This is a genomic window from Janthinobacterium sp. 17J80-10 (genome assembly GCF_004114795.1).
Classification (GTDB): Bacteria; Pseudomonadota; Gammaproteobacteria; order Burkholderiales; family Burkholderiaceae_D; genus Paucimonas.
This window is the reverse complement of sequence record NZ_CP035311.1, coordinates 1,692,644-1,717,879: the sequence shown is the minus strand read 5'-3', so window position 1 is coordinate 1,717,879 and position 25,236 is coordinate 1,692,644. Positions and strand designations below refer to the sequence as shown.

At 62.2% G+C, this 25,236-nt stretch carries 22 protein-coding genes; 2 read left to right on the top strand and 20 right to left on the bottom strand.

Annotation, left to right across the window (positions count from 1 at the left end; translation table 11 throughout):
* Positions 1-8: 8 nt before the first annotated feature.
* The 8 genes from ccoG to EKL02_RS07750 form a co-directional block, all read right to left on the bottom strand.
* On the bottom strand, positions 9-1,421 hold the full coding sequence (ccoG, locus tag EKL02_RS07785; protein ID WP_128901523.1) for a cytochrome c oxidase accessory protein CcoG: 1,413 nt from the start codon (positions 1,419-1,421) through the stop codon (positions 9-11).
* A 63-nt stretch (positions 1,422-1,484) separates the two neighbouring features.
* Positions 1,485-2,486: a cytochrome-c oxidase, cbb3-type subunit III gene (ccoP, locus tag EKL02_RS07780; RefSeq protein ID WP_128901522.1), complete on the bottom strand. Its 1,002-nt coding sequence runs from the start codon at positions 2,484-2,486 to the stop codon at positions 1,485-1,487.
* Positions 2,487-2,488: 2 nt separating this feature from the next.
* A complete protein-coding gene (locus EKL02_RS07775) occupies positions 2,489-2,641 on the bottom strand; it encodes a cbb3-type cytochrome c oxidase subunit 3 (protein WP_241687825.1) in 153 nt (50 codons plus the stop codon).
* Positions 2,642-2,662: 21 nt separating this feature from the next.
* Positions 2,663-3,280 (bottom strand): cytochrome-c oxidase, cbb3-type subunit II, encoded by a 618-nt coding sequence (gene ccoO / locus EKL02_RS07770; protein WP_128901520.1) that lies wholly within the window; start codon positions 3,278-3,280, stop codon positions 2,663-2,665.
* Positions 3,281-3,308: 28 nt separating this feature from the next.
* On the bottom strand, positions 3,309-4,754 hold the full coding sequence (ccoN, locus tag EKL02_RS07765) for a cytochrome-c oxidase, cbb3-type subunit I (protein WP_128901519.1): 1,446 nt from the start codon (positions 4,752-4,754) through the stop codon (positions 3,309-3,311).
* 102 nt (positions 4,755-4,856) lie between these two features.
* The gene (gene ccoS, locus EKL02_RS07760) at positions 4,857-5,066 is read right to left on the bottom strand and encodes a cbb3-type cytochrome oxidase assembly protein CcoS (RefSeq protein ID WP_128901518.1); all 210 of its coding nucleotides are present in this window, start codon (positions 5,064-5,066) and stop codon (positions 4,857-4,859) included.
* A gap of 60 nt (positions 5,067-5,126) precedes the next feature.
* The gene (locus EKL02_RS07755) at positions 5,127-7,418 is read right to left on the bottom strand and encodes a cation-translocating P-type ATPase (RefSeq protein WP_128901517.1); all 2,292 of its coding nucleotides are present in this window, start codon (positions 7,416-7,418) and stop codon (positions 5,127-5,129) included.
* Positions 7,408-7,659 (bottom strand): heavy metal translocating P-type ATPase metal-binding domain-containing protein, encoded by a 252-nt coding sequence (locus EKL02_RS07750; protein ID WP_128901516.1) that lies wholly within the window; start codon positions 7,657-7,659, stop codon positions 7,408-7,410. The genes EKL02_RS07755 and EKL02_RS07750 overlap by 11 nt, the downstream gene beginning before the upstream one ends.
* A 225-nt stretch (positions 7,660-7,884) precedes the next feature.
* Here EKL02_RS07750 and EKL02_RS07745 point away from each other — a divergent pair, with 225 nt between their 5' ends.
* Positions 7,885-8,223 carry an HPF/RaiA family ribosome-associated protein gene (locus EKL02_RS07745; RefSeq protein WP_128901515.1) on the top strand — a complete coding sequence of 113 codons (339 nt, stop codon included), beginning with the start codon at positions 7,885-7,887 and terminating at the stop codon, positions 8,221-8,223.
* A 90-nt stretch (positions 8,224-8,313) separates the two neighbouring features.
* Here the strand turns inward: EKL02_RS07745 and EKL02_RS07740 are convergent, their stop codons facing one another.
* The 7 genes from EKL02_RS07740 to prpB form a co-directional block, all read right to left on the bottom strand.
* A complete protein-coding gene (locus EKL02_RS07740; RefSeq protein ID WP_241687824.1) occupies positions 8,314-8,721 on the bottom strand; it encodes a hypothetical protein in 408 nt (135 codons plus the stop codon).
* A gap of 149 nt (positions 8,722-8,870) precedes the next feature.
* Entirely contained in the window at positions 8,871-9,611 is a 741-nt protein-coding gene (gene fabG, locus EKL02_RS07735; RefSeq protein WP_128901514.1) for a 3-oxoacyl-ACP reductase FabG, read from the bottom strand.
* A gap of 307 nt (positions 9,612-9,918) precedes the next feature.
* A complete protein-coding gene (locus EKL02_RS07730) occupies positions 9,919-11,808 on the bottom strand; it encodes a propionate--CoA ligase (protein ID WP_128901513.1) in 1,890 nt (629 codons plus the stop codon).
* Positions 11,809-11,920: 112 nt separating this feature from the next.
* The gene (gene prpF / locus EKL02_RS07725; protein WP_128901512.1) at positions 11,921-13,114 is read right to left on the bottom strand and encodes a 2-methylaconitate cis-trans isomerase PrpF; all 1,194 of its coding nucleotides are present in this window, start codon (positions 13,112-13,114) and stop codon (positions 11,921-11,923) included.
* Between the two features lie 60 nt (positions 13,115-13,174).
* Positions 13,175-15,769, bottom strand: a complete 2,595-nt coding sequence (gene acnD, locus EKL02_RS07720; RefSeq protein WP_128901511.1) for a Fe/S-dependent 2-methylisocitrate dehydratase AcnD — start codon at positions 15,767-15,769, stop codon at positions 13,175-13,177.
* 73 nt (positions 15,770-15,842) lie between these two features.
* A complete protein-coding gene (prpC, locus tag EKL02_RS07715; RefSeq protein ID WP_128901510.1) occupies positions 15,843-16,997 on the bottom strand; it encodes a 2-methylcitrate synthase in 1,155 nt (384 codons plus the stop codon).
* Between the two features lie 51 nt (positions 16,998-17,048).
* Positions 17,049-17,939: a methylisocitrate lyase gene (gene prpB, locus EKL02_RS07710; RefSeq protein ID WP_128901509.1), complete on the bottom strand. Its 891-nt coding sequence runs from the start codon at positions 17,937-17,939 to the stop codon at positions 17,049-17,051.
* Positions 17,940-18,161: 222 nt separating this feature from the next.
* Between prpB and prpR the strand changes: the two genes are divergently transcribed.
* Complete coding sequence (prpR, locus tag EKL02_RS07705; RefSeq protein WP_128901508.1) at positions 18,162-19,784, top strand: propionate catabolism operon regulatory protein PrpR; 1,623 nt, start codon at positions 18,162-18,164, stop codon at positions 19,782-19,784.
* Positions 19,785-19,793: 9 nt separating this feature from the next.
* On the opposite strand, the gene EKL02_RS07700 is transcribed toward prpR, so the two are convergent.
* The 5 genes from EKL02_RS07700 to EKL02_RS07680 are packed head-to-tail and all read right to left on the bottom strand — an operon-like array spanning position 19,794 to position 25,232.
* Entirely contained in the window at positions 19,794-21,401 is a 1,608-nt protein-coding gene (locus EKL02_RS07700; protein WP_241687823.1) for a gamma-glutamyltransferase family protein, read from the bottom strand.
* Between the two features lie 22 nt (positions 21,402-21,423).
* Positions 21,424-22,440, bottom strand: coding sequence for a bile acid:sodium symporter family protein (locus tag EKL02_RS07695; protein ID WP_128903422.1), 1,017 nt, complete (start codon positions 22,438-22,440; stop codon positions 21,424-21,426).
* 13 nt (positions 22,441-22,453) lie between these two features.
* The gene (locus tag EKL02_RS07690; protein ID WP_128901507.1) at positions 22,454-23,203 is read right to left on the bottom strand and encodes a GntR family transcriptional regulator; all 750 of its coding nucleotides are present in this window, start codon (positions 23,201-23,203) and stop codon (positions 22,454-22,456) included.
* On the bottom strand, positions 23,200-24,180 hold the full coding sequence (locus tag EKL02_RS07685; RefSeq protein ID WP_128901506.1) for an ABC transporter ATP-binding protein: 981 nt from the start codon (positions 24,178-24,180) through the stop codon (positions 23,200-23,202). Before EKL02_RS07685 ends, EKL02_RS07690 begins: the two co-directional genes overlap by 4 nt.
* Positions 24,177-25,232 carry an oligopeptide/dipeptide ABC transporter ATP-binding protein gene (locus EKL02_RS07680; protein ID WP_128901505.1) on the bottom strand — a complete coding sequence of 352 codons (1,056 nt, stop codon included), beginning with the start codon at positions 25,230-25,232 and terminating at the stop codon, positions 24,177-24,179. Before EKL02_RS07680 ends, EKL02_RS07685 begins: the two co-directional genes overlap by 4 nt.
* Positions 25,233-25,236: the final 4 nt, after the last annotated feature.

Sequence of the window (25,236 nt, the reverse complement as noted above, 5' to 3'; positions counted from 1 at the left end):
CTTTTCTCCTAGCGCGGCACCAGGAATACCGCTTTTTCCGTGATTTTCACGCTTGCGTTGTCCGTGTCCTGGATGATGAACTTGATACGGTTCGAGCCAGGCTGCGCTGCGCCTGATGGCACCCGCACCCGCACCGGAACCGCCCGTGTAGAAGCTGCGGCCACGTCAATCTGCGAATCCGAGATGATGGTCGCGCCATCGATGCCCTGCACCGTGATCACATAACGGTTCGGGTTTTCCTCGGCATTCATCATCTGAAGGCGGTAGACGTTATCGACCGAGCCGTCGTCGGTTACGCGCGGCATGCCGCGGTCGCGGATGACGTCGACCTTGAGCGGCTGGCGCAAGGCCAGCGACGTCGCTGCCGTGAGCACGATCGCGCCGAGAATGCTGAAGTACACCAGGGTGCGCGTGCGGAAAACGCGGCGCCAGATGTCGCGCTTGCCGAGCTGGTTGGTCATTGCATGCTCGGTGGTGTAACGGATCAATCCTTTCGGATAGTTCATTTTTTCCATCACCTGGTCGCAGCCATCGATACAGGCTGCGCAGCCGATGCATTCATACTGCAAGCCTTCGCGGATGTCGATGCCGGTCGGGCAGACCTGCACGCAGATGCCGCAGTCGATGCAGTCGCCCAGGCCCACTTCAGCAGGCTTGACCTGCTTGCTGCGCGGGCCGCGCGGCTCGCCGCGGGTGACGTCGTAGGTAACCGTCAGGGTATCCTTGTCGAACATTGCGCTCTGGAAACGCGCGTACGGGCACATGTATTTGCACACCTGCTCGCGCATCCAGCCGGCGTTGCCGTAAGTGGCAAAGCCGTAGAACAGGATCCAGAAAGTTTCCCACGGGCCGAGCGCAAATTGCATGAGTTCCTGGGCCAGGAGGTGGATCGGCGTGAAGTAGCCGACGAAGGTAAAGCCGGTCCAGAGTGCGATGGCGCCCCACACGAGGTGCTTGGCGCCCTTGAGGGTGACTTTACGCGCCGAAAGCGGCTCGCGGTCGAGCCGGATGCGGGCGCTGCGCTCGCCCTCGATCTTGCGCTCGACCCACATGAAGATTTCGGTATACACCGTTTGCGGACAGGCATAGCCGCAGAACAGCCGGCCGCCCACTGCGGTAAACAGGAACAGCGCCAGCGCCGAAATGACCAGCAGGACAGCAAGATAAATGAAATCTTGCGGCCACAGCACCAGGCCGAAGATATAGAACTTACGGGAAGCCAGGTCGAACAATACGGCCTGACGATCGTTCCAGGTCAGCCAGGGGCCGCCATAGAAGATAATTTGGGTAAACCACACCAGTACCCAGCGCCAGGTTGCAAACCAGCCCGTCAGTGCCCGCGGATAAATCTTCTTGCGGACTTCATACAGGCTTTGCTCGATTTCTTGCTGGGAATACTGCTTGAGCGGTGAGGTTTCCATCTTCTTTCCTACAATACGACGGCCGCCCGGGTCGGGCGGCCGTCGGAACTGCCAGTTCCGAACTTACTGCTTGGCCGGTGCTGCGCCAGTACCGGTCAGTGAACCCATTGTCTTGGCATCGCTGGCGGAGATGCCGGCCACGGCGTTTTGCTTGTTGGACAAGCCCCAGACGTACGCTGCCAGCAAGTGTACCTTAGCTTCGGACAAGATGCCTTTGTGTGCCGGCATCTGGTTGCCGCGACCCTTGTTGATGGCTTCCATCACGTTGTTGATGCCGCCGCCATAGAGCCAGGTCTTGTCGGTCAGGTTGGGCGCGCCCAGTGCCTGGTTGCCCTTGCCGTCGGCGCTATGGCAGGCGGCGCAGGCGCCGAACTTGGTCTTGCCCATGACGGCCTTGATCGGGTCATGGCTGGAACCGGACAGGCTCAGCACATAGTTGGCGACATTGCGCACGTCCGCATCGCCACCGACGGCTGCCGCCATGGAAGGCATCTGGCCATGACGGCCTTCGCGGATCGAGGCCAGCACCGTTTCCGGCGCGCCGCCGTACAGCCAGTCATTGTCGGTCAGGTTAGGAAAGCCCTTGCTGCCCTGCGCGTCCGAGCCATGGCACTGTGCGCACGAGTTCAGGAACAGGCGCTCGCCGATGGCACGGGCCTGCGGATCTTGCGCCACCGCCTGAATCGGCATGGCCTGGTATTTTGCAAAGATCGGGCCGTACTGCTCTTCGCCGGCCTTCATTTCCTGCTCGTACTTGCCCACCTGACTCCAGCCCAGCGTGCCCTGCATGGCGCCAAGGCCAGGGAACAGGACCAGGTACGCGATGCCGAAGACGATGGTGAGGTAGAACATGATGCTCCACCAGCGCGGCAAGGGGTTGTTGTTCTCCACCAGGTCGCCGTCCCATACGTGGCCGGTGGTCTCCACCGGCAGCGGATTGCCGTCGGGACCGACCTTGACCTTGACCTTGGACTGCGACCAGAGCAGCAGGCCGCAGGCAAGGATGCCCGCCAGGGTGACGACTGCGATGAAAATGCTCCATCCGTTATGAAAGAAATCTGCCATGATCAGTTTCCTGTTGTTTCGTTATCTTGATCGAACGGCATGCGGCCCATCTCTTCATAACGTTCCTTGTTGTGGCGGCTGTATGCCCAGAACGTGATGCCCAGAAAGACCAACAGGCTCAGTATCGTAAAAATGATGTTCAGTGTCGTTGACATGATGGGGCTCCCCCGTCAGGATCAGTACTTGTTCTTCACCGCAGTGCCCAGCACTTGCAGGTAGGCGATCAGTGCGTCTTCCTCGGTCTTGCCCTTGACCTCATCGGCCGCCTTGGCGATTTGCTCGTCGGTGTACGGCACCCCAACGGTGCGCATTGCCGAAAGCTTGCGCGCCATTTTGCTTGGGTCGAGCGTTGCCTTTTCCAGCCAGCTATAGGCCGGCATGTTCGATTCCGGCACGACATCGCGCGGGTTGCGCAGGTGAATGCGATGCCATTCGTCGCTGTAACGGGCGCCGACGCGTGCCAGGTCAGGCCCGGTGCGCTTGCTGCCCCACTGGAACGGGTGGTCATACACCGATTCACCGGCGACAGAGTAATGACCGTAACGCTCGGTTTCGGCACGGAACGGACGGATCATCTGCGAATGACAGTTATAGCAACCTTCGCGCAGGTAGACGTCACGGCCGGCCAGTTGCAGGGCAGTGTACGGCTTCCAGCCGTCCACCGGCTGGGTGGTCGACTTCTGGAAGAACAGCGGCACGATTTCCACCAGGCCGCCGATGCTGACCACCAGCACCGACAGCACGATCAGCAGGGTGACGTTCTTTTCAATCAGTTCATGTGTAAATTTACGCATCTAATTTCTCCTCTTGGCGCGGGCCGGTTCAGGCTGCCGCATGGCCGGTGGTATGGCTTTGCACGGGGATCTGCGGATTGACCGCGGTCGCGCCGGCAATGGTCTTGAACATGTTGTAGGTCATGCAAAGCATGCCGAACAGGTACAACAGGCCGCCGGAGAAACGGATGACGTAGTACGGATAGGTGGCCTTGACGCTTTCCACGAAGGTGTAAGTCAGGGTGCCGTCGGCATTCACTGCACGCCACATCAGACCCTGCATCACGCCGGCGATCCACATCGACGAGATGTACAGGACGACGCCGATGGTGGCAGTCCAGAAGTGCACTTCGATCAGGCTCTTGCTATGCATCTCGGTCTTGCCGAACAGGCGCGGGATCAGGTAATACAGGCTGCCCATGGTGATGAAGCCGACCCAGCCTAGGGCACCGGCGTGCACGTGGCCCACGGTCCAGTCGGTATAGTGCGACAAGGCGTTGACGGTCTTGATGGACATCATCGGACCTTCGAAGGTCGCCATGCCGTAGAACGACAGCGCAACGATCAGGAAGCGCAGGATCGGATCCGAACGCAGCTTGTGCCAGGCGCCCGACAGGGTCATCATGCCGTTGATCATGCCGCCCCAGGAGGGTGCCAGCAGAATCAGCGAGAACACCATGCCGACCGATTGTGCCCAGTCAGGCAAGGCGGTGTAGTGCAAATGGTGCGGGCCCGCCCACATGTAGGTGAAGATCAGTGCCCAGAAGTGCACGATCGACAGGCGGTAGGAATAGATCGGGCGGCCGGCCTGCTTGGGGATGAAGTAATACATCATGCCCAGGAAGCTGGTGGTCAGGAAGAAGCCCACGGCGTTATGGCCGTACCACCACTGGATCATGGCATCCTGCACGCCGGCATAGGCCGAGTAGGACTTCATGTAATCCACCGGGATCGAGATGTTGTTTACGATGTGCAGCAAGGCGATGGTCAGGATGAAGCTGCCGAAGAACCAGTTCGCCACATAAATATGCGAGACCTTGCGCTTGTAGAGCGTGCCGAAGAACACGATGGCGTAGGCAACCCAGACCAGGGTGATCAGGATGTCGATGGGCCATTCAAGCTCGGCGTATTCCTTGCCCTGGGTGAAACCCAGCGGCAGTGAAATCGCCGCAGCGACGATTACCGCTTGCCAGCCCCAGAACACGAAGGCGGCCAGCTTGTCCGAAAACAGGCGTACCCCGCAGGTGCGCTGCACGATGTAGAACGAGGTTGCGAACAGCGCGGTGCCGCCGAACGCAAAAATGACGGCATTGGTGTGCAGCGGCCGCAAGCGGCCATAACTCAGCCAGGGGATATTCATTGCCAGTTCCGGCCATGCCAGCTGGGCGGCAATGAAAACGCCCACCAGCATCCCCACTACGCCCCAGACAACGGACATGATGGTGAGCTGGCGAACGACCTTGTAGTTGTATTGCGATGCAAGGGCTTGGTTCATGTGTGCGCTCATTTTGAAAGTTTCCTATCGAAACTGTACTTGAGGGTAGTGGCAATTCGGTTGATATAGATCAACCGCGTTTTTTCATGTGAAAGCATGTTATCAGGAAGGCGGCCTATTGGCAGCTTGACTAGTGTTTTCTCCAGCCCTGTCGTTTTCCTTGATACCGGGGGCATCGTCATCGGCAAGGAGCCGCTCGCTGGCCTCGTCCAGATCGTCGAATTGCCTGTTGTTCAAGGCCCACCAGAATACGGCACCCACGGCAAACACCAGGATCACGCTTAGCGGCACAAGTAAATAAAGAACATCCATATCAGATTGACAAGCCAGAATTGCGCATTTTCATGCTGCACTGTTAAATGTTTTGCTCTGTCACGCCACGCCCGCAGCGTCCTTGCCAGCGGGGGATTCCGGCATGGTGGTCTCGCGCGCTGGCGCGCCCCCTGTAAATATCCGCAACGAATTTCCCACCACGATCAGTGAACTGAGCGCCATGCCGATGGCGGCATGCCAGGGCTGTAACAGGCCGGACACGGCAGCCGGAACCGCCACCAGATTGTACAGGAGGGCCCAGCCGAGGTTTTGCCGGATCAGCGCCAGGGCGCGAGCAGTGGTCTTTACCGCCGCCTCCATGTCTTGCAGACGATTGGACATCAATACCAGGTCGCTGCGCACCTGGGCAATCGGCGCCCCCTGGCCCATCGCCACGGAGACATCGGCCAGCGACAGGACCGGGCCGTCGTTCATGCCGTCGCCCACCATCGCCACCACGGCACCCTGGCGCTGGAGTGCTGCCACCATGTCATGCTTTTGTTCAGGGTGCAATTCGCCATGGGCGATGTCGACACCAAGCTCACCTGCCACTTTGGCAACCACGTCGCGCTTGTCGCCTGACAGCAGCCAGACGTGCTTTCCCTGCGCGCGCAAGAAAGCGATACAGGCAGCAGCGTCCGGACGGATTTCATCCTGCAGCGCGAACAGGGCAATCCAGCCGGCGTCGTCGCCCAGCGCCGAGACTATCTTGCCGGCGAACTCCGGCGGCAGCGACAACGCCTGGCCATGCAATTCCTGCACAAAAGAAACATTGCCGAGTCGATAACGGCGGCTTGCCGCTTCCGCCTCGACGCCCTGCCCGGCGACTTCGCGCACCCGCGAGGTTTCCATGCCATGGCCGAAAATGCCGGCAGCCGCAGCCGCCTTGGCCACCGCCTGCGATACCGGATGGGTCGACGCGGCGGCAATCGGCGCGGCCATGCGCAGCAATTCTGCGCGGCCGAGCCCCTGGCGCATCGCATGCACGGCAGCCAGTTGCAGCCGGCCTTCGGTCAGCGTGCCGGTCTTGTCAAAAACAAAATGCGTGGCGCGTGCCAGCGTCTCGATCGCGCGCCCGCGTGCCACCAGCACCCCGCCGCGCGCCAGGCGGCCGATGGCGCCGGCCATGACACTGGGCGCGGCCAGCGACAAGGCACAGGGACAGGTCACCACCAGCACGGTCACGGCAATCCACAGCGCCCGGCTGGCATCGATCTGCGACCAGACTGCCGCCGCCAGCGCCGCCACCACCAGGATGGCCGACATGAACCAGTGGGCGTGACGGTCGGCCAGCTCGACCAGCGGCGGCTTTTCATTGGCAGCCGCTTCCATTTTCTGCACCAGCACCGACAGCTGGGTGGCGTCGCCCACCCGTTCGGCGCGCATGACCAGTTGGCCGGAAAGATTGAGCGCCCCCCCTACCAGTTGGGCGCCGACGTCCTTTGGCACGGCTTGCGATTCGCCCGTCATCAGGGCTTCATCGCATTCGCTCTGCCCTTCCAGCACGACGCCGTCGGCGGGGATCTGCGCGCCGGGGGCCACCAGCAGCAGATCGCCTTCATGCAGGCTGCCGGCCTCCACCTCGTCGGTACGGCGGCTGGCGGGATAGTCGATCAGGCGCCGCGCCGTCAGCGGCACCAGTTCGGTCAGGGCCTGCAGTGCGGCCATGCTCTTGCCCTGCACGCGGTCCTGCAGCATGCGCGCCAGCAGCAGCAACGTCACGAACATGATCAGGGAATCGTAATAGACCGGGCCGCCGCGGTAAGTGGCCCAGACGCTGGCGCCGAATGTGACGAGGATGCCCACGGAGACCGGCACGTCCATGCCGACGTGGCGGTTGCGCAGCGAACGCCACGCGGAACTGAAGAAAGGCGCGGAAGAAAAGAACACCACCGGCACGGTCAATACCATGCTGGCAATTTTCAGCAGGCGGTCGATGTCGGGAGTGAGGTCGCCGTCGACCTGCGGGACTGGCTGCAGGTAAGCCGGAAAGGCATACATCATTACCTGCATCATGGCAAAGGCGGCAACGAACAGCCGCCACCAGATCATTTTTTTCTTTTGCTCGGCGCGGCTATCCTTTTCGCCGGCCGGCAAGGCACTGTAGCCCAGTGCGGCGATCGCCTCGACAATCTCGCGCAAGCCGATGCGGCGCGGATCCCAGCGCAGCTCGGCGCGCTGGCTGGCGGCATTGATGCGGAAGTCCGCCACGCCCGCCAGGTGCCGCACCCGGTATTCGATGATTTGCGAACAGGCTGCGCAACGCATGCCACCAATGGCAAGTTTCTCATGTGCGACAGCTTCCCCGCTCGCTTGCTGCAGGCCAGGCATTACGGATGTTTCACTTGTCATCTGCTACGCCTGCCTGCCTTTTTTGTTCGCGGTATTGCTGCACCATGCCCATTTGCTCGACTGTTTTCAGGATGGCAGCACAGCCATGGCAGCACAGGAGGCGCTCGGCGCCATCGAACTGTGCATGCACGGCACGCCGGCGCCTGACCAGGTCGCCACAATGAAAACAGGGTAATTTTTCCGAGCCCGCCTTTTGTCCGGCCCGATCTGCGCCAACCAGCGATGTCAGCCAATGCAGCATAGTCTGCCCGGCGATGGGCCGGATAAAATTTATAAGAGACAAGCATCATTTTCTCATGATTACGCACAAGGATGCAGTACTGCGTGCCCCCGGGGCTATTGTCGACCCTGCAACGATGCCAGCGAGGCAAATGCCCATTCCGGCATGGCGGATTCTGGTGTAAGATTTACATGCAGTCGGGCTCGTACGGCAGTCCTTTCAGTCACCTATTCCATTTCAGGCACCATGCAAAATTCCTTACAAATCCTCTTCCGCGACATTCCCTCCTCCGAAGCCATCGATGCAGAAATTCGCAAGCGCGTCGCCAAGCTGGAAAAATTGTGCGGCGACCTGATGAGTTGCCAGGTCTCGGTGGAATCCGAAGCGAACCACAAGACGCAAGGCAAGCTTTTCCGGGTCCGCGTCGATGTGACGGCACCCGGCACCGAACTGGTGGTCGATGGTTCGCGCACGTCGAATGAAGATGCCTATGTGGCAGTGCGTGACAGTTTCGATGCCATGACCCGCCAGGTCGAGGAATTTGTGCAACGCCGCCGTGGCGATGTCAAAACGCATACCGCCTGAATAAGCAGCAACGCTCATTCAAACAAGCAAACGGCCCTGGCGTCTCGATGACACCAGGGCCGTTTTACTTCTGGCCGGAGCAATCTCAGCTCAATGCAGTTGATGTTTTAAATCAGACAACTCTTGATGCGCCTGCATCACGGCATCGCGCAAATTCTGGTTGATGCCACTTGATTGTTCACATGCAAATTTGGCACGGTCCCCCAACTCTTCCAGGTCATCCACACAGGCAATAATCTGGCTTTCATCTTGCGACTGCAGGACTTGCCGCGCCTGGCTCGTTTGCTGGTTCAGTTCAGTGATGCATTGTTTAAGATCGGACGGTATGCCCGGCGAGTTGCTGCACGCCTGGCTGGCTTGATCGACAGTCTGCTCGATACGATTGAAGCGCTGCTGGATTTCACTGGCTTGCATCATGATCACACTCCTGTTCAAAAACATCTGGGATAAAAATCCCGCGATAAATGTTGTCCATTTCCGCGATGTGGGCTTGCACATGCAGCCAATTCCATTGGCGTTGCCCAACTTGTTGTTTTTATTTGATAAGGTGGCAACAATGAAGTTCCTGCGACAGCGGCGGCGCGCGCCAAGAAGGGGAAATAAAAAAGCGCGAGGCAGGCTCGCGCTTCATTGGGAGGCTGGAACGCTTACAGGGTCAGGCCGCCGGTCACTTCGATGACGGCGCCATTGATGTAGCTGGCTTCATCGGAAGCAAGGAAGGCAAAGGTGTTGGCGATTTCTTCCGGCTTGCCCAGGCGTCCCATCGGCACGCGGTCTTCCATCGACTTGATGACATCGGCCGGCATGTCTTTCAGGATGGGCGTGGCGATGAAGCCGGGGCACACGGAATTGACCCGAATGCCCTTGCGGCCCAGTTCGCGGGTCCAGGTCTTGGCCATGCCGATGACGCCGAACTTGGCGGCGGCATAGTTGGTCTGGCCAAAATTGCCAAACAGGCCGACGATCGAGGAAGCGTTGACGATGGCGCCGGATTTTTGTTCCAGCATGATATCGACCACGGCCTTGGTGCAGTTGTAGACGCCCTTGAGATTGACATCGATGACCCTGTCGAATTGCTCTTCGGTCATTTTTTTCAGGGTCGAATCCATCACGATGCCGGCATTGTTGATCAGGCTGTCGATGCGGCCGTACTTGGCCATCGTGCCCTGGACCATGGCGGCGATGGTATCCTTTTTGGTGACATTGACCGTAAAACCGATGGCTTCGCCGCCGGCTTCGCGGATCAGGTTGACCACGTTGTCGACGCCGGCCTGGTTCATGTCGCACACCACGACCTTGGCGCCTTCCTGGGCGAATTTCAGCGCAGTGGCCTGGCCAATGCCTTGGGCCGCACCGGTAATGATGGATACCTTGTTAGCGAGTCGCATGTATTCTCCCCTGGTAATGTAGCTTAAGTTAAAGCCTTCCGAACCTCGGCCGGATAAGCATATTGTAGAAGCGGATGTGCCTGTTTTCTGCGAATTTTGTCAGTCCACTGACATAATTTAACCGATTCTTTCTGGCCGGTTAAGACAGATCAGGAAGTAAAGTCGTTAATTCTTGTTAGAAGCAAAATAAATCCTGCCATCAGCAGCAAAATTGTCGTATCCGCATCACAAAAAAACGCAACGGCATTTCTGCCATTGCGCCTGGTCCAGCCTTGATGCCCCTGTTACAGGGGCTTTGCTCATGCCCTTACCCGGCAAGCGCCTCGCGTATCTGCTGCAGCGACAACGGATCCTCGATGGTAGTCAGGTCGCCCGCATCGCGCCCTTCGCACAAGGCCTGGATCGAGCGCCGCAGCAGCTTGCCGGAGCGCGTCTTGGGCAATTGCCCGACAAAATACACCCGCGCCGGCCGCGCCACCGCGCCCAGCTGGTGATCGACGGTTGCCATCAGTTCGGTTTCCTGCGCCTTGCGACCTTCCGCCGTAGCGGCTGCATCGGCGTTTTTCAGGATCGCAAAAGCCACCGCGACCTGCCCTTTCAACTGATCCGCAATGCCGACGACCGCGACCTCGGCGACATTGGGATGGCTGGCGATGCTTTCCTCGATTTCGCGCGTGCCGAGCCGATGGCCGGCAACATTGATGACGTCATCCGTGCGGCCGAGGATGAAATAGTAACCGTCTGCATCGCGAATGCCCCAGTCAAAGGTCGAATACGCCTGCCCCAGCGGGAAGTTGCTCCAGTAGGTCTGGACGAAACGGGCGTCATCGCCATACACGGTTTGCATGCAACCGGGCGGCAGCGGTCCCTGGATCGCGACCACGCCTTTCTGGTTCGGCCCGCACTCTTCGCCGCTGGCTTCGTCGATGATCTTGACGTTGTAGCCATACATAGGCACGCCCGGGCTGCCCAGGCGGGTGGCGCGCTGGTCGAGGCCGCGGGCGATCGACAGGATCGGCCAGCCAGTCTCGGTTTGCCAGTAATTGTCGATGATCGGCACGCCCAGCGCGTTGGAAATCCAGGCCGAAGTCGGTTCGTCGAGCGGCTCGCCTGCCAGATACAGCGCCTGCAGCGACGACAGGTCATGTTTTTGCATGAGTTCCGGCGGCTGCTTCTTGAGCACACGAATGGCTGTCGGCGATGAAAACATCCGGGTCACCTTGTATTTTTCGACGATGCTCCACCAGACGCCGCCGTCGGGGCGCGTCGGCAGGCCTTCATACATGATCGTGGCCATGCCGGCAATCAGCGGCCCATAGACGATATAAGAATGGCCGACCACCCAGCCGATGTCGGACGTGCAGAAATAGGTTTCACCGGGCTTGCCACAATAGATGTGCTGCATCGATGCGGCCAGCGCCACGGCATAACCGCCGACATCGCGCTGCACGCCCTTGGGCTTGCCGGTCGTGCCGGAGGTATACAGGATATAAGCGGGCTCGTTTGATTCCAGCCAGGCGACCGGCACCTGCGCGTTGATGTGCCGTTCGCGTTCGCTCGCATAGTCGGCGTCACGCCCGGCAACCAGGCTCATCGGCACGAGCTTGCGATCGACCAGCAGCACGCGCTGCGGCTTGTGGCCGGCAAGCTCGATGGCTTCGTCAAGCAGCGGCTTGTAGGCGATAGCCCGGCCGCCGCGTGAGCCGGCATCGGCTGAAACGATCAGTTTCGGTGCGGCGTCATCGATGCGGGTGGCCAGGCTGCTCGAAGCAAAGCCGCCGAACACCACCGAATGGATCGCGCCGATGCGTGCGCATGCCAGCATGGCGAACAGGGCTTCAGCGATCATCGGCATGTAGATCAGCACCCGGTCTCCCCGGGTCACGCCGAGCGACAGCATGATGGCCGCCATCCGGTTGACTTCGGCATGCAGTTCGCGGAAGGAATAAGTTTTTTCCGTCTCCGTTTCGGTAGAGATGGCGATCAGCGCCGCCGCATCGCCTTGCCGGTCGAGCCAGCGGTCGAGCGCGTTATGGCACAGGTTGGTCTGGCCGCCGACGAACCATTTCGCAAACGGCGGCCTGGAATGGTCCAGCACCTGGCTGAACGGCTGCTGCCAGTCGATGCGCTTTGCCTCTTCCTTCCAGAATGCCTCCGGCTCGGCGATGGATTGTCGATGGAATTGATCGTAGTTCATTTTGTCTCCGTGTATTGCCAGGACATGGTCCTGTATTCGTCCCAAAAAAAACGCAACGATGTTGGGATCGTTGCGTCTTGATATTGCCTTGCTTGTCCTGGTGCCCCGCTAATCAGAAGGCATCACCGGGCACGCGCACCCATCCTTCCATCAGGATGCGCGCACTGCGGCTCATGATGGCCTTGCTCACGCGCCATTCGCCATCGGCCTGGACGGCTTCCGCCCCCACCCGCAGGGTGCCCGAGGGATGGCCGAAGCGCACCGCCGTGCGCGCACCGCCGCCGGCGGCCAGGTTGACCAGCGTGCCGGGAATGGCGGCTGCCGTGCCGATGGCAACGGCGGCCGTGCCCATCATGGCGTGATGGAGCTTGCCCATGGACAGCGCGCGCACCAGCAGGTCGATGTCGCCGCCTGCGACCTGCTTGCCGCTGGAGGAAACGTAACCGGCCGGCTTCGCGACAAATGCCACCTTCGGCGTGTGCTGGCGCGTGGCGGCTTCATCGACATGCTTGATCAGGCCCATGCGTACTGCGCCATGGGCGCGGATGGTCTCGAATTTCGCGAGTGCCTTGGCATCGCTGTTGATTGCTTCCTGCAATTCCGTGCCGCTGTATCCGATCGCTTCCGCGTTGATGAAAATGGTCGGAATCCCGGCATTGATCATGGTGGCCTTCAGCGTGCCAACGCCCGGCACTTCCAGGTCATCGACCAGGTTACCGGTCGGGAACATCGCGCCACCGCCCTCGCCTTCGCCTTCATCAGCCGGATCAAGGAACTCCAGCTGCACTTCGGCGGCAGGAAACGTTACGCCATCGAGCTCGAAGTCGCCGGTTTCCTGCACCTGGCCATTGGTGATCGGCACGTGGGCGATGATAGTCTTGCCGATATTGGCTTGCCAGATGCGCACGGTCGCCACGCCAGCCTGCGGGATCTTGCCGGCATCGACCAGCCCGCTGCTGATGGCAAACGAGCCGACTGCGGCGGAAAGATTGCCGCAGTTGCCGCTCCAGTCGACAAAGGGCTTGTCGATGGAAACCTGGCCGAAGAGGTAATCAACGTCGTGGTCGGCCTTGCCGCTCTTGGAGAGGATGACCGTCTTGCTGGTGCTCGAAGTCGCCCCGCCCATGCCGTCGATCTGCTTGCCGTAAGGGTCGGGGCTGCCGATCACGCGCAGCAGCAGCGCATCACGCGCAGCACCCGGCACCTGCGCGGCGGCGGGCAAATCCTGCAGGCGGAAAAACACGCCCTTGCTGGTGCCGCCGCGGATATAGGTGGCGGGAATCTTGATTTGGGGTACGTGAGCCATGAACTGAGTCCTGATAAAAACCGGGCGGTACGTTGCGCGCACCGCCCTCGTTATTGCCGTTTATGCCGCTTTTGACGATGCCAGGAAATCCTGGGCGAAGCGCTGCAGCACGCCGCCAGCTTCATACACAGAGACTTCTTCGGCGGTATCGAGACGGCAAGTCATCGGCACTTCCACGCGTTCGCCGTTCTTGCGGGTGATCACAAGCGTCAGGTCCGCGCGCGGCTTGAGCTGGCCGGTCACGTCATAGGTCTCGGTGCCGTCGATGTTCAGCGTCAGGCGGGTGGTGCCCGACTTGAACTCCAGCGGCAAGACGCCCATGCCGATCAGGTTGGTGCGGTGGATACGCTCGAAGCCTTCGGCCGCGATGACTTCCACCCCGGCGAGGCGCACGCCCTTGGCAGCCCAGTCGCGCGACGAACCCTGACCATAGTCGGCGCCGGCGACGATGATCAGCGGCTGCTTGCGCTCCATGTAGGTCTCGATTGCTTCCCACATGCGCATGACCTTGCCTTCCGGCTCGACGCGGGCCAGCGAACCCTTCTTGACCTTGCCGTCGACCACAGCCATCTCGTTGACCAGCTGCGGGTTGGCGAAAGTGGCTCGCTGCGCCGTCAAATGGTCGCCGCGATGGGTGGCGTAGGAATTGAAATCCTCCTCCGGCAAGCCCATCTTGTGCAGATACTCACCGGCCGCGCTGTCGAGCAAAATCGCGTTGGATGGCGACAGGTGATCGGTGGTGATGTTATCCGGCAGCACTGCCAGCGGGCGCATGCCCTTCAAGGTGCGCTCACCTGCCAGCGCGCCTTCCCAGTACGGCGGACGGCGGATGTAGGTCGACTGCGGGCGCCAGTTGTACAAGGGCGTAATCTTCTCGCCGGAAGCAGCGCGCTGCTCGAACATCGGGATGTAGACCTTGTTGAACTGCTCCGGCTTCACGCTGGCCTTGACGATGGCGTCGATCTCTTCATCGGTGGGCCACAAATCCTTCAGCAGGATCGGGCGGCCAGCGGCATCGGTGCCGAAGGAATCGCGCTCGATATCGAAACGGATGGTGCCGGCCAGCGCGTAAGCCACGACCAGCGGCGGCGAAGCCAGGAATGCCTGTTTCGCGTACGGGTGGATGCGGCCGTCGAAGTTGCGGTTGCCCGACAACACGGCGGTAGCGTACAGGTCGCGGTCGATGATCTCTTGCTGGATCTTCGGGTCCAGCGCGCCGGACATGCCGTTACAGGTAGTGCAGGCAAACGCGACGATACCGAAGCCGAGCTTTTCCAGGTCTTCCGTCAGGCCGGCTTCATCCAGGTACAGCTCGACTGCCTTCGAGCCGGGCGCGAGCGACGATTTCACCCATGGCTTGCGGGTCAGGCCGAGCTTGTTGGCATTGCGCGCCAGGAGCGCGGCGGCAATCACGTTACGCGGATTGGAGGTGTTGGTGCAGCTGGTGATCGCGGCAATGATCACGGCGCCGTCCGGCATCTGGCCCGGGGTTTCTTCCCACTTGCCGGCGATGCCCTTGGCGGCCAGGTCGGCGGTTGCCACGCGCGCGTGCGGGTTGGAAGGGCCTGCCATGTTGCGTACCACGCTCGACAGGTCGAACTTCAGCACGCGCTCGTACTGCGCATTCTTGAGAGAATCGGACCACAGGCCTGCTTCCCTGGCATAGGTCTCGACCAGCTTCACCTGTTCTTCGGTGCGGCCGGTCAGCTTCAGGTATTCGAGCGTCTGCTGGTCGATGGAAAACATCGCGGCAGTCGCGCCGTATTCCGGCGCCATGTTGGAAATGGTTGCGCGGTCGCCCAGCGTCAGCGAGCTTGCGCCTTCGCCGTAGAACTCGAGGTAGGAACCGACCACTTTCGACTTGCGCAGGAATTCGGTCAGCGCCAGCACGATGTCGGTGGCGGTAATGCCCGGCTGGCGCTTGCCCGAGAGCTCGACTCCGACGATTTCCGGCAGGCGCATCCAGGAAGCGCGGCCCAGCATGACGTTCTCGGCCTCGAGGCCGCCGACGCCAACGGCAATCACGCCCAGTGCATCCACGTGCGGAGTGTGGCTGTCGGTACCGACGCAAGTATCGGGAAAAGCCACGCCATCAATCGCGTGGATCACTGGCGACATCTTTTCCAGATTGATCTGGTGCATGATGCCGTTACCGGCCGGGATCACGTCGACGTTCTTGAACGCTTCCTTGGTCCACTCGATGAAGTGAAAACGGTCTTCGTTGCGGCGATCTTCGATCGCACGGTTCTTGGCGAATGCATCCGGATCGAAGCCGCCGCACTCGACTGCGAGCGAATGGTCGACGATCAGCTGCACCGGCACAACCGGGTTGACTTTGGCCGGGTCTCCGCCCTGGTCGGCTATGGCGTCACGCAGGCCGGCCAAGTCGACCAGCGCGGTCTGGCCCAGGATGTCGTGGCAAACCACGCGCGCCGGAAACCACGGGAAGTCGCGCTCGCGCTTGACTTCGATGATTTGCTTCAGGCATTCGGTGAGAATGGCGGGGTCGCATTTGCGCACCAGGTTTTCGGCATGCACGCGCGAGGTGTACGGCAGCTTTTCCCAGGCGCCGGGCTGGATCGCCTCGACGGCGGCGCGCGCATCGAAGTAGTCAAGTTTGGTGCCGGGAAGGTTCTTGCGGTAGGAAGTGTTCATGAATCAGCCCTGAAAAAACGGTAGACAGAGAAGCGAGCTGCCCTGAAAACAGGGCAGCTCGCGGCCGGACTAATTACTTGCGGTCTTTAATGGGGACAAATTTCAGATCTTCCGGACCCACATAGTTCGCGCTCGGGCGGATGATCTTGTTGTCGATGCGCTGCTCGATGATGTGGGCAGCCCAGCCGGACGTGCGCGCGATCACGAACAGCGGCGTGAACATCGCGGTCGGCACGCCCATCATGTGGTACGACACTGCCGAAAACCAGTCGAGGTTGGGGAACATTTTCTTGATGTCCCACATGACGGTTTCCAGGCGCTCGGCGATGTCGAACATCTTCATCGATCCGGCTTCAGCCGACAGGTTGCGCGCGACTTCCTTGATGACATTGTTGCGTGGGTCGGAAATGGTATAGACCGGATGGCCGAAACCGATCACGACTTCCTTGTTCTCGACGCGCTTCTTGATATCGGCTTCGGCTTCGTCCGGGTTGTCGTAGCGCTTCTGGATTTCGAAGGCGACTTCATTGGCGCCGCCATGCTTGGGGCCGCGCAAGGCGCCGATGGCGCCGGTAATGGCCGAGTGCATGTCCGAACCCGTGCCGGCGATGACGCGGCCGGTGAAGGTCGAGGCATTGAATTCATGTTCTGCGTACAGGATCAGCGAGGTGTGCATGGCTTTTTCCCACTGTGCGGAAGGCTTTTGGCCATGCAGCAGGTGCAGGAAGTGGCCGCCGATCGATTCGTCGTCGGTTTCCACTTCGATGCGGCGGCCGTTGTTGCTGTAGTGGTACCAGTACAGCAGCATGGAACCGAGCGACGCCATCAGGCGGTCGGCGATGTCGCGCGCGCCTGGTGTATTGTGGTCATCCTTTTCCGGCAGCACGCAACCCAGGGCGGAGACGCCGCTGCGCATCACATCCATCGGGTGGCTCGATGCCGGCAGCGCCTCCAGCACGGCCTTGACGCCGGCGGGCAAGCCGCGCAGGGCTTTCAGCTTGGCCTTGTAGCCCGTCAGTTCGGCAGCGGTCGGCAGCTTGCCATGCACCAGCAGGTGGGCGATTTCCTCGAATTCGCAGGCATCGGCCACATCCAGGATGTCGTAACCGCGATAGTGCAAGTCATTGCCGGTCTTGCCGACGGTGCAAAGTGCGGTATTGCCGGCGGTAACGCCAGACAGGGCCACGGATTTTTTCGGCTGGAAACCGGCTGCTTGTTGCTCGCTCATTGTCTTCTCCTGATTCAGGTCTATCGAGTGTATGTTTTGGCTAATCGTGACTTACTTGGCTTTTTGCTGGGCGAACAGTGCGTCCAGCTTTTGCTCGAAATCGTGGTAGTTGATGCGTTCGTACAGCTCCATGCGGGTCTGCATGGTATCGACCACATTCTTTTGGCTGCCATCGCGGCGGATCGCCGTATAGACGTTCTCGGCCGCCTTGTTCATGGCGCGGAAGGCCGACAGCGGGTACAGCACCAGGCCCACGTCCACCGACTTCAGTTCCTCGACGGTGTACAGCGGCGTGGCGCCGAATTCGGTGATGTTGGCCAGCACCGGCACTTTCAGGGCGTCGGCAAAGGTCTTGTACATGGACAGTTCGGTGATCGCTTCCGGGAACACCATGTCGGCGCCGGCTTCGACGCAAGCCAGGGCGCGGTCGAGCGCGGCTTCGAGGCCTTCGACGGCCAGCGCATCGGTGCGCGCCATGATGACGAAGTTTTCATCGGTGCGGGCGTCGACGGCGGCCTTGATGCGGTCGACCATTTCCTGCTTGGTGACGATTTCTTTGTTGGGACGGTGGCCGCAGCGCTTGGCGCCGACCTGGTCTTCGATATGGATGGCGGCAGCGCCAAACTTGATCATCGACTTGACGGTGCGCGCGACATTGAAGGCGGAGGAGCCGAAGCCGGTATCCACGTCCACCAGCAGCGGCAGGTCGCAGACATCGGTGATGCGGCGCACATCGGTCAGCACGTCGTCGAGGTTGGAAATGCCCAGGTCCGGCAGGCCGAGCGAGCCGGCTGCGACGCCGCCACCGGACAGGTAGATGGCCTTGAAGCCGGCGCGCTTGGCCAGCAGCGCATGATTGGCGTTGATGGCGCCGACGACTTGCAAGGGAGATTCTTCCTGTACCGCCTTGCGGAAGGCGGCGCCTGCTGAGAACTGGGTCATGTATGCACCTTTTCGTGGTGAAGGGAATGTTGCGATGGCCTGCCTGTTTGCAATGCCTGTGCCAACCAGCTGCCCGACCCCGGATGGGGCCAGCTCGTCCGCAGCATTTCATCGAAAAATCAACAACTTGGAAAAAAAGGCCAACCCTGGCAACGCGTTGGCTGATTGCCGCAATGTTTCATTTAATGTTACACTTGAAACATCTGAAACATTCATTGAAACATGTCACGTTCCAATTTTCCGCTACGCGAAGGCACCGACAAACCCGTCATCTGGACCGTGTCGATTTCGCGCTTATTCGACCTGTTTCGCGACATCATGGTCGAGTTCGATGACCGGGCAGACATTGAACCCATCCACCTCGGCTTTGAAGACGCCGTGCAGCACATCCGCGAGCGCATGGCGACCGAACGCTGCGACGCCATCATCGCCGCCGGCTCCAACGCCGCCTATCTGAAAAGCCGCATCTCGGCGGTGCCTGTCGTGATCGCCAAGGCCAGCGGCTTCGATGCCATGCAGGCGCTGGCGCGCGCCCGCAAGCTGACGACCGAAATCGGCCTGGTCACCTACCAGGAAACCATGCCGGCGCTGGCCGATTTCGTCGACACCTTCGGCCTGCGCCTGAGCCAGCGCACCTATGCAACCGAAGAAGACGCCCGTACCCAGATCAATGAATTGAAGGCCGCCGGCATCAAGGCGGTGGTCGGCCCCGGCTTGATTACCGACCTGGCCGAGGAAGCCGGCCTGACCGGGGTGTTCCTGTATTCCGCCGCCACCATCCGCCAGGCCTTCGAGGATGCGCTGGAAATCGCCCGTTTCACGCAGCTGGAGTCCTCGCGCGGCCGCCTGCATCCCCAGGCGGAATCGCTGAAAGCGCGCCATGGCTTGAACGACTTGCGCGGCGACTCCGCCGCCATGCAGGGCGTGCGCCAGTCGATTGCGCTGTTTGCGCGCTCGCCCGCCACAGTCCTGATCCAGGGCGAGACCGGCACCGGCAAGGAACTGGTGGCGCAAGCCATCCACCGCGAAAGCCCGCGCGCGCGCCATCCCTTCGTCGCCATCAATTGCGGCGCGGTGGCGGAATCGCTGCTGGAGTCCGAACTGTTCGGCTACGAAGAAGGCGCGTTTACCGGCTCGCGCCGCGGTGGCCACGCCGGCCTCTTCGAAGCGGCGAACCGGGGCACGCTGTTCCTCGACGAGATCGGCGAAATGCCGCCGCAACTGCAGACGCGCCTGTTACGCGTGCTGGAAGAGCGCGAAGTGGTCCGGGTCGGCGGCACGCGACCTGTTCCCGTGGATGTGCGCATCGTCTCGGCCACCCATTGCGACCTCGATGCCCGCATCCATGACGGGCGCTTTCGCGCCGACCTGTTCTACCGGCTAGGCGTCTTGCGCGTGACGCTGCCGCCGCTGCGCGAACGGCCCGACGACCTGGTGGTGCTGGCCGAATGGTGCCTGAAGAATGCCCTGGCGGCGATGAACGTGCGCCCGCACGCCAACCTGCATGCCGAGGTGCTGGCTTGCGCGCCGCTGCTGGCCAGCTACGCCTGGCCTGGCAATGTGCGCGAACTGCGCAACCTGATGGAACGGCTGGCACTGTTCCTGGCGGCACAGCCGCTGCAGGCCCTGACGCCCACCTTCGTGGCGGGCGTAGCGCCTGAACTGGCGCGCCAGCCGGGGGCGGCGCAGGCTGCCCTCCAGCCAGGCGCCCTGCCCGGCGCCGTCGCCAGTCAGGAAAGCCTTGCCGAAGTGCTGGCACGCTTCGGCGGCAACCGCGAAGCGGCAGCCAGATACCTGGGCATCAGCCGCACCACGCTGTGGCGCAAGCTGCGGGAACAGGCATAAGCCTTCGCCTCACCAGGCGCTGACGCCACCGTCGCTGCGCGGATCGGTGCCGCCTTCGTACAAGCCGTTGGCATGGCGCACGATCGCGCCCGCATGCCCCATGGTTTCATCATACGCTGCCATGATTTCCACCTCGTGGCCCATGTCGCGCAAACGCGCGCTGACCGCATCGGCAAAGCGCGCTTCCAGCTTGAGCGAATCGCTCGATTGCCCCCAAGTGCGGCCCAGCAGCCAGCGCGGCGCGTCGATCGCCGCCTGCGGATTCATGTTGAAGTTGGCAATGCGCGTGAATACCGCCGACTGGCTTTGCGGCTGGCCATCGCCGCCCATGTTGCCGTACACGAGGATGCGGCCGTCACTGAAGCGCGCCAGCGGCGGGTTCAGCGTATGGAAAGGCTTGCGCCCGGGCATAAGCGGGTTGCGCGCGGCAGCATCCAGCGAAAAGCTGCAGCCGCGATTCTGCCAGTTCACGCCACTGTGATCCAGCACGATGCCGCTGCCGAACTCGTGGTAGATGCTCTGGATGAAGCTGACGGCAACGCCGTCGCCGTCCACTACGCCCATCCAGACCGTGTCCGCCGGCCCGAGCCCCCGGCCCCAGGGCGCGGCGCGTTCCATTGAAATCCCGCCTGCCATGTCGGCAATGCGGGCCGGATCGAGCAACTCGTGCGCCTCGACGTCCATGAAGCGCGGATCGGTGATGTGGCGGTCGCGGATAGCGAAGGCGCGCTTGGTCGCTTCCACGCAGGCATGCACATAATCCGCCCCCAGCGGCTCCATGCCGGCCTTGAGCATGTGGTCGAGCTGCCCAAGGATCAGCAGCGAAACCAGGCCTTGCGTCGGCGGCGGCATGTTGTAGACCGTGCCCAGGGAATGCTGCAGCGCCAGCGGCGTCTTCCATGCGGCGCGATGTGATTCGAGGTCGGCCAGGGTCAGCGGGCTGCCGGCTTCGGCCAGGTCGCGGGCCATGCTGCGCGCCAGGTCGCCGCGATAGAAATCGTCGAGGCCATTCTGCGCCAGCTGCTCCAGCGTCGTCGCCAGGCGCGGCTGGGTGAAGCGCGCGCCGGCTGCCGGCGCTGCACCGTCCACCAGGAAGGTGCTGGCAAAGCCGGCAATGTTCTGCAGTTCGTCGCGCTTGGCGGCGATGCATGCCGACTGGCTGCGCGTGACGGGAATGCCGTCTTTCGCATAGTGGAAGGCGTCGCCCAGCAGGCGCGAAAGCGGCAGCCTGCCGCCGAGCGCTTCGCGCGACCAGGTATGGGCGGCGTCCCAGCCGGACACCGTGCCCGCGACGGTATTGGCCGCCATGCCGCCGCGAAAAGGAATGGCCGCGAGGCCCCGGGCACGGTACATGTCGATACTCGCCGCGCCGGCAGCGGCGCCGCAGGCTTCCAGTCCCATCGGCGCGTGGCCGGGGCGCGAAATCAGCCAGAAGCCGTCGCCGCCGATGCTGTTCATGTGGGGATAGACCACCGCGATGGTTGAAGCGGCCGCGATCATCGCCTCGACTGCATTGCCGCCCTCGCGCAGGACTGCCAGCGCGCTCTGCGACGCCAGGGAATGCGGCGCGACAGCCATGCCGCGCGTGCCGCGCGAGGGATTGATGTGCTGATTCATGCTTGCTCCAGGAGTTGAATTTTTACTTGGCGGGCAGCGCCGGATCGGCGGCGATCTGCGCTTTTGCTTCTGCAGCTGCTGCGCGGCGTGCGTAACGGTTGGCCAGCACCGCGCACAGCATCAGTTGCATCTGGTGGAACAGCATGAGCGGCAACACCATCACGCCCACCACATTGCCTGCAAACAGCACCTTGGCAATCGGCACGCCGCTGGCAAGGCTCTTCTTGGAACCGCAAAACACCATGACGACTTCATCCTCTCGGCTGAAACCCAGGCGCCGGCTGACCCAGGTGGTGATGCCGATGGCCAGGCCCAGCAAGAGGGCGTTAGCGACCAGCAAGCCGGCCAGCGCGCCTGCCGGCAATTGCTGCCACAGCCCCTGCACCACTGCTTCGCTGAAGGCGGTGTACACCACCAGCAGGATCGATCCCTGGTCGACATACTTCAGCAAGGACTTGCGGCGCGCGACCCAGGCGCCGATCCAGCGACGCGCCAGATGGCCGGCGACAAACGGCAGCAGGAGCTGCACCACGATCTTGAAAACCGAGTCGAGCGACGACTGGCCCTCGCCATGCAGCGAGAGCACCAGGCCGGCCAGCACGGGCGTGAGGAAAATGCCGAGGAAGTTGGATGCCGATGCGCTGCAGACCGCCGCCGGCACATTGCCGCGCGCAACAGACGTCAGGGCGATCGACGATTGCACGGTCGAGGGCAGCACGCACAGGAACAGGATACCCAGATACAGGTCCGGCCCCACCAGGCGGGTCAACAGCGGCCCCAAGGCAATGCCGAGCAACGGGATCAGCAGGAAGGTCGAGGCCAGCACGGCCAGGTGCAGGCGCCAGTGCGTGATGCCGGCGACAATCGATTCCCGCGACAGCTTCGCGCCATGCAGGAAAAACAGCAGGCCGACGGCGACCGCGGTGACGCCGTCGAAGGCTTGGGCTAGCTGGCCGCGGACAGGCAGGAAACTGGCGAGAACAACCATGCCAGCCAGGGCGAGGACGTAATTGTCTGGCAGGAAGCGGGGTCGGGTGATCATCTTGGAAGTGTCATTGACTGGAAACAGGTTTTGCGGCTGCGGCGCCCGGATCGGCCGACGGCGCGGCATCTGCCGGGCTGGCCCATGCCGGCGACAGTCGCGAGGTGGCGCTGCGCGCCGACAGCAGGTGCGCGCGCATCTGCCGGTAAGCCATTGCGGCGTCATGCGCGAGAATCGCCTCGACGATGTGCGTATGCTCTTCAAACGATGCGCCGATGCGCTCGATATTGTGGAACTGGCTGCGGCGAAACGGCGCGGCGCGGTGCCGCAGGCGCGCCGCCATGTCGCTGAGCACCGGGTTGCGGGCACCGCTGATGATGGCCGCATGCAATTCGCGGTTGAGCGCATCGTAACTATCCATGTCGCCCGCACGCATTGCCTCGCGCCCGCGCGCATGCAGTTCGCACAAGCGGGCGCGGTCCGCTTCAGTCATGCGCAGCGCGGCATGGCGCGCGCAGGCCGCTTCCAGTTCGCCGATCGCCTCGAACATCTGGTCCAGTTGCTCCGCCGTCATTTCGGCGACGATCATGCCGCGGTTCGGCCGGTACTCCACCAGCCCCATGATGGCCAGCTGCTTGAGCGCCTCGCGCACGGGCGTGCGGGAGACGCCGAACTTTTCCGCCAGCGTGGTTTCATCGAGGCGCGCATTCGGCCGGAAGTGGCCAAGCACGATCTCGTCGGCGATCTTGCGGCACACTTCATCGGCCAGCCCACCGCGCGAGCGGACGCGTACAGTATCGATCTCGACGATATCGCTCATGCGGCCTCCGTCATCATGTCAACCGGATGCCAGCATGCCAGGCGCGTGCCGGCGTCATTGCACATGGCCGGAGCTTGTGCACGGCAGCGGGCGTCCGCATTGCCGCAGCGCGGCGCGAAACTGCAGCCGCCGGGAAGGTTTGCCAGGTCCGGCGGCGAACCAGGCACCGCCGCCAGCGGCTTGCCGCGGTTCTCCGCGCTGACGGTGGCCGCCAGCAATCCGGCGGTGTAGGGGTGGCGGGGCGTCTGGACGATATCCTGCACGGCGCCTTCTTCGACGATGCGGCCGGCATACATGACCGCAATCCTGTCGGCGACTTCCACCGCCGCGCCAATATCATGTGTCACGAAGATCACCGACATGCCTGTCTCTTTCTGCAACTCCCGCAGCAGCAGCAGGATCTGGATCTGCACCGTGGCATCCAGCGCCGTGGTCGGCTCGTCCGCCAGCAGCAGCTTCGGCTTGCAGGCCAGCGCCAGGGCGATCATGGCGCGCTGGCGCATGCCGCCGGAAAGCTCATGGGGATAGGCATCCAGGCGGCGGCGCGCCTGCGGTATCTGCACGCGTTCGAGCATGCGCAGGGCTTCGGCATTGGCGGCGGCGCGATCGACGGCGGCGTGCGCGCGGATGCATTCGGCGATCTGCTGGCCGATCGTGTAGACCGGGTCGAACGCCAGGCCCGGCTCCTGGAATACCATCGAGACGGTGCCGCCACGGTAGTGGTCCAGCGCCCTGCCCTGCAAGGCCAGGACATCCTGGCCATCCACCAGGATGCTGCCGTCGACCCGGGTGGTGGCGGCCGGGTGCAGGCGCAGCATGGTGCGCAGCGTCACGCTCTTGCCCGAGCCGGACTCGCCGAGCAGGCCCAGTACCTGGCCGGCCTCGAGTTCGAAACTGACCTGGTTGAGCGCGCTCGCCTTGCGCGCGCCATGGAAATTCACGTTCAGATCGCGTACGGATACCAGGGGGGCGCTCATGCTGTCATCTCCATCTTGGCCGTGTCATACCCGGACTGCGGGTCGTTCATGTGGCAAGCCACCCAGTGGCCGTTGCCGGGCGCCGTTTCCGCCAGCGCCGGCATGCGTTCGGCGCATGCGCCCTGGGCAAACTGGCAGCGGTCGCGGAATCGGCAGCCGCTCGGGGGATTGATCGGATTCGGCGGATCGCCGCTCAGGGGCGAGCGCTCGGTGCGACGGGCCGGGTCCATCGACGGCACGGCCGACAGCAGCGCGCGCGTATAGGGGTGCGCGGCACTGCCGTAGATCAGGTCCACCGGCCCTTTTTCCACCACCTGACCCAGGTACATCACCATCACTTCGTCGCTGATGTAGTGCACCACGTGCAGGTCGTGGGAGATGAAGAGGTAAGTCAGCGAACGTTCCGCCTTGAGTTCCTGCAGCAGGTTGAGCACCTGCGCCTGCACCGACTTGTCCAGGGCCGCGACGGCCTCGTCCAGCACGACCAGGCGCGGACCGAACGCCAGCGCGCGGGCGATGTTGACCCGTTGCCGCTGGCCGCCTGACAGTTCATGCGGATAGCGCGAGGCGAACTGGTCGGGTTCCAGCCCGACCCGCGCCAGCAAGCCGCGCGCCCGTGCACTGGCCTCGTCAGCGGGAACGCCATGCACCCTGGGACCATAGGCGATGGTTTCACCAATGGTCAGGCGCGGATTAAGTGACGCAAAGGAATCCTGGAACACCATCTGCAGGTTGCGGCGGAATTCCTTGAGTTCCATGCCGCCGTATTCGTTGACCCCATCGCCGTCAAAAATCATGGTGCCGCTGTCGGGCGCCATCAGACGCGCGATCAGGCGCGCCGTGGTCGATTTGCCGCAGCCGGATTCGCCGACGATGCCGAGGGTTTTTCCCTTCGCCACCGAAAAGCTCACGCCATCGACGGCATGCACGTACTTGCGCTCGCGCTCGAAGACGCTGCCGCGCACGGCGAAACGTTTTTTCAGGTCACGCACCACCAGCAGCGGCTGGGCCGGGCCGCCGCGGTCTTCATGGGTCAGGTTTGGCTGTTTCATGATG